The sequence below is a fragment of the Thermodesulfobacteriota bacterium genome (assembly GCA_040756475.1).
Taxonomy (GTDB): Bacteria; Desulfobacterota; Deferrisomatia; order Deferrisomatales; family JACRMM01; genus JBFLZB01.
The window spans coordinates 1-2,758 of sequence record JBFLZB010000237.1; the positions used below are offsets into that span (position 1 = coordinate 1).

At 67.4% G+C, this 2,758-nt stretch carries 6 protein-coding genes; 2 read left to right on the plus strand and 4 right to left on the minus strand.

All coding sequences use genetic code 11. From position 1 onward, the window contains the following. Positions 1-145 precede the first annotated feature (145 nt). From AB1578_21275 to vapB, 4 genes are read right to left on the minus strand one after another with little or no spacing between them, the layout of a single operon-like run. On the minus strand, positions 146-478 hold the full coding sequence (locus AB1578_21275; protein ID MEW6490429.1) for a hypothetical protein: 333 nt from the start codon (positions 476-478) through the stop codon (positions 146-148). A 55-nt stretch (positions 479-533) separates the two neighbouring features. Continuing rightward, entirely contained in the window at positions 534-896 is a 363-nt protein-coding gene (locus tag AB1578_21280; protein ID MEW6490430.1) for a YgjP-like metallopeptidase domain-containing protein, read from the minus strand. 9 nt (positions 897-905) lie between these two features. Then, the gene (locus AB1578_21285) at positions 906-1,355 is read right to left on the minus strand and encodes a PIN domain-containing protein (GenBank protein ID MEW6490431.1); all 450 of its coding nucleotides are present in this window, start codon (positions 1,353-1,355) and stop codon (positions 906-908) included. Next, complete coding sequence (vapB, locus tag AB1578_21290) at positions 1,355-1,588, minus strand: type II toxin-antitoxin system VapB family antitoxin (GenBank protein MEW6490432.1); 234 nt, start codon at positions 1,586-1,588, stop codon at positions 1,355-1,357. Before vapB ends, AB1578_21285 begins: the two co-directional genes overlap by 1 nt. 218 nt (positions 1,589-1,806) lie before the next feature. Here vapB and AB1578_21295 point away from each other — a divergent pair, with 218 nt between their 5' ends. Together AB1578_21295 and AB1578_21300 are read left to right on the plus strand one after the other, a co-directional pair. Continuing rightward, on the plus strand, positions 1,807-2,367 hold the full coding sequence (locus tag AB1578_21295; GenBank protein MEW6490433.1) for a DJ-1/PfpI family protein: 561 nt from the start codon (positions 1,807-1,809) through the stop codon (positions 2,365-2,367). 7 nt (positions 2,368-2,374) lie between these two features. Further along, the coding region (locus AB1578_21300) for a rubredoxin-like domain-containing protein (protein MEW6490434.1) at positions 2,375-2,758 on the plus strand (384 nt) is incomplete at its 3' end.

Sequence of the window (2,758 nt, forward strand, 5' to 3'; positions counted from 1 at the left end):
CGTGCGCCCCTACCGGTGAAAGAGCCGCATTCCCGAGATCTCTACCGCTCCGCAAACCCACACGGATCGCAACACAGCCCGTTTGCTCCTGGAACTGTCAAACTTCGTGGGTCCCCCGCCATAGGCGGGGGGTTACCCAGTGTGCTTATCCTTCGGCATCGGCCACCACCTCCAAAGCCGCGAGAAGTTTTTCCTTCAGGGCGGCCGCCGGTGGGGAAAGGACTTCGGCAGGCGCCTCCGCGTACTCCTCCCACAGCATCGCCACCTGCTCAGAAAGCTCTTCCCACAACGCGTCGCGGGTCACGGCGAAGACATCGATCCCGAGCTCCGGGGCCTGCAAGCGCATCAGTTGTTCCGTGTCATCGAGCTCTGGCACGAGGGTGAGAGGCTGCCGGAATCTCAACTCTTGGCCTTGGTGTCGAACCACTGCCACGATGAACGGGGAAAGGTCGACGTCGCAGATATTCTCTACTTCCACGATCTTCTCCGCAGCCAGTGCAACCAGTATCGGCACGACCCGAGGTACCCAAGAGCTAGCCCGCCCACCTCGGTATTGCCTTCCACATCTCCCGCAGCTCCCCGTCGAGCTCCCGGTACTCCGGACACAACTGCGCCACGCGGCCCCAGAACCGCCGCGAGTGGTACATCTCCGCAACATGACAGAGCTCATGGGTGAGAGCGTAGTCCACAAGCCGGGCCGGCAGGAAGAGGAGCTTTGCGTTGACGGAGATGGTCCGGTGCCGGGAGCAACTGGCCCAACGAGTCCGCTGACGCTTGACGAACGCCCGGCGGTAGGGCAGCCCGTGGCGCTCGCTGATCGCTCGCAGCCGGGGAACCAGGTGCTCGTGGGCCTGGCGCAGGAGCCACCGGCCGAGGCCGGCCCGGAGGTTCGCCAACGCACCCTGCTATGTGGACGCAGAGCGAGGATGGCCCGGCCCCCCCATCTCGGCACCGAACCAGTTTTCCGTCCGCAGCCCGGGTACCCGCGAGAACTCGCCGGAGTTGTTCGTCACCAGGGTGCAGCCCGCCGCCAACGCCTGGGCGGCCAGCAGGGTGTCGAGGGGTCCGATGGGCGTTCCTTCGCTTTCCAGGTGCGCTCGAAGCGGCCCATACGCGCCGGCAGCCTCCTCGCCGAAGACCAGGGTCTCGAACCGCGCCAGAAAGTGCTCCAGGCGGGCGCCGTTGGCTTCCCGGCGAGCACTCTTCGCTACGCCGAAGCGGAGCTCGGCGAGCGTCACCGCGGAGATGAGGACGTCGCCGTACTCCAGCCCGTCCATGTGCCGAAGAGCCCCCTCGTAGCCGGGCCTGCGGTTGATCAGGTAGATACAGGTGTCGGTGTCGAGCAGGAAGGGCATCAGGAGTCGAACTCCCGTTGCTCGGACTCCCGGGGCTGGTCTCGCTCGATCTGGAACTCCGGGTCGAGGAGGTCGAGGGCCGCTTTCAGGTCTCCCCACGCATAGCGCTTCGGAAACAGAAGGACGGCTTCTCCGAGTCTCTTCACCACGACCTCGTCGCCTTCGAAGCGAAATTCCTTCGGCAGCCGAACCGCCTGGCTTCCCCCGTTTTGAAAGAGCTTTGCCGTCTGCATGTGCCTTCCCTCTGGGAGAGTCGAGACACAGTCTAGACATGGCCCCGCGCCGAGGCAAGCCTCACCTCGTCCCTCGGCAGGCTCGCAGGAAGGCTCGTAGGGTGCGTCGAGACGCACCGCGAAGCACAGACTTGCCGCCCGCCCCCGGTGCGGTAGAGTCGCCCGCGATTCGTCCACCCGGGAGAAAGGAGGCGGCCGTGGCTGCGAAGAAGATCCTCATGCTGGTGGGGGACTACGTGGAGGACTACGAGGTGATGGTGCCCTTCCAGGCGCTCCAGGCGGTGGGACACACGGTGCACGCCGTCTGCCCCGACAAGAAGGCGGGGGAAGCCGTGCGCACCGCGGTGCACGACTTCGACGGAGCCCAGACCTACTCGGAGAAGCCCGGCCACAACTTCTCGCTTAACGCCGACTTCAAGAAGGTGAAACCCAAGACCTACGACGCCCTGGTGATCCCGGGGGGCCGGGCCCCGGAGTACCTGCGCCTCAATCCCAAGGTGCTCGAGATCGTGCGCCACTTCTTCGAAGAGGGAAAGCCCGTGGCCGCCATCTGCCACGGGGCCCAGGTGCTCGCGGCAGCGGGCGTGCTCAAGGGCCGCTCGTGCAGCGCCTACCCGGCGGTAGGGCCCGAGGTGGCCGGGTGCGGGGGCACCTACGCCGACGTCCCGGTGGACAAGGCCCACGTGGACGGGAACCTCGTCACCGCCCCGGCCTGGCCCGCCCACCCCGAGTGGCTGGCGAAGTTCCTGGACGTGCTGGGCACGAAGATCGTGCCCTGAGGTGGTGGTGACCCAGCGCTGGCGGTGCCTGGTCTGCGGCTACCTGACCCCGGGGGAGGCCGCCCCCCAAGCCTGCCCTGTTTGCGGGGCGGAACGCTCCCAGTTTTCCCCCGTGGGCCGCGGGAAGGCGCGGTTCGTGCGGGACGTGTGGGACACCTTCCTCCTCCACCCCGTGGCCGCCCACACCCCCAACGGGGCCCTGCCCGCCGCCGTGCTCTTCCTCGTCCTGGCCTTCCTGTGGCGAGAGCCATCCCTGGAGCGGGCGGCCTTCTATCTCCTGGTGCTGGTGCTGGGGGCCGTGCCGGTCTCGGCCGCCTCGGGCGCGCGGGACTGGAAGCGGCGCTACGGGGGCCGGCGGGTTCCGGTGTTCCGGTGGAAGCTCGCCCTTTCC